The following is a 1,352-nucleotide window of genomic DNA, read 5'->3' as shown; positions in this document are numbered from 1 at the left end:
GCTTTCCACTGGTTCATCAGGGAGGACAAAATCCGCTGGCAATTTCTCCCAGGTAATGGGGGGTAAAGTATCAGAGATGCGAGGTGCTAATGGGATTGTCATTTAGGCTCTCGTGTGATGGTGGTTATGGCGGTTTAGCTTCTCCTGATAGCAGCTAAGGATTGCTATTGGCAAGATAGCACATATTTTATTAATCTTAGGGACTTGCTTTAAATTTTAGATGCGATTGCGGGATCATTTCAATATTTTAGAGACGGGTTAGCCTTATTTTGGTGAGAGCAAACCCCGACGCACAAGGATTAGAAGAAGAATTACTGGTGCTTAATCTCCTGGCTTAATTTGCCGAATCAGATACCGTACCTCTGAGAGCAAAACCTCAAAACGCTTGTCTGACTCTTCCTGTCTTTGCCTGATTTCGGCAATTTCTGCTTGCCGAGCTTCATTTTCTCGTTGTTGCTGTGCCGCAATTTGCAGTAGAGCGTTTGCCGTTAATCTTACCCCTTCTACTGAATCTTTAACTTCCGAAACTGATTCTCGCAATTCCGAAACCGAGTCTTTGATTTCCGAAACCGATTCTCGCAATTCCGAAACTGAGTCTGCCAATTCATCTAGCATCTCATCTGTCCATCTCGTCCGTTCCCCATCCCGTTTTGTCATGGCTTGTTTTTCTCCCTTCTCAGTTTCAATAGCTGCTTAAATTGTAGGTAATTAGGGTTGGCTGAATAGATCTAAAAACCTTGTTGGGTAAGACTTTTAGACTTTTTGTCAATCAAAAAGTACCCAGCATGGGAGTGATCAGGGGGAAAATTCAGGTACTTTTTCCCTGAAAATTAGGTAATTGACCACCTCAAAACCGTTAAAACCCCACACCCCACCTGCCCCCCCGATGTCGGGGGGGTTGGGGGGGCCACACCCTGCCCCCAGGAAAAACTTTTTCAGCAGACCCTAATTATAGACGCAATCGCCGCTGGTTTTATCAAGCTTATGATTGATTTTCTGGTTTAATTTGCCGAATCAAATAGCGAACTTCTGACAGCAAAACCTCAAAGCGTTGGTCCGACTCCTCCTGTCTTTGTCTCATTTCATCCATATTACGCTGTTGCTGTGCTGCGATTTGTAGCAAAGCTTGTGCCGTCAATCTTACCCCTTCTACTGAATCTTTGATGTCCGAAACTGATTCTCTCAATTCCGAAACTGATTCTTTAATTTCGGAAACTGAGTCTGCTAATTCATCTAGCATTTCATCTGTCCATCTCGTCCGTTCCCCATCCCGTTTTGTCATGGCTTGTTTTTCTCCCTTCTCAGGTTCAATAGCTGCTTAAATTGTCAATAATTATAGACGCAATCGCCGC

Annotated in this window: 2 protein-coding genes; both read right to left on the bottom strand. The window is 44.1% G+C overall.

The features are described from left to right. Positions 1-321 precede the first annotated feature (321 nt). A complete protein-coding gene (locus tag O9295_RS13970) occupies positions 322-657 on the bottom strand; it encodes a hypothetical protein (RefSeq protein ID WP_288033399.1) in 336 nt (111 codons plus the stop codon). A 325-nt stretch (positions 658-982) separates the two neighbouring features. After that, on the bottom strand, positions 983-1,282 hold the full coding sequence (locus O9295_RS13965; RefSeq protein WP_221275456.1) for a hypothetical protein: 300 nt from the start codon (positions 1,280-1,282) through the stop codon (positions 983-985). Between the last annotated feature and the right edge of the window lie 70 nt (positions 1,283-1,352).

The organism is Microcystis sp. LE18-22.4A (assembly GCF_027531105.1).
In the GTDB taxonomy this organism is placed as follows: Bacteria; Cyanobacteriota; Cyanobacteriia; order Cyanobacteriales; family Microcystaceae; genus Microcystis; species Microcystis aeruginosa.
The sequence above is the reverse complement of the archived record's forward strand: the minus strand, read 5'-3'. Positions and strand labels throughout refer to the sequence as shown.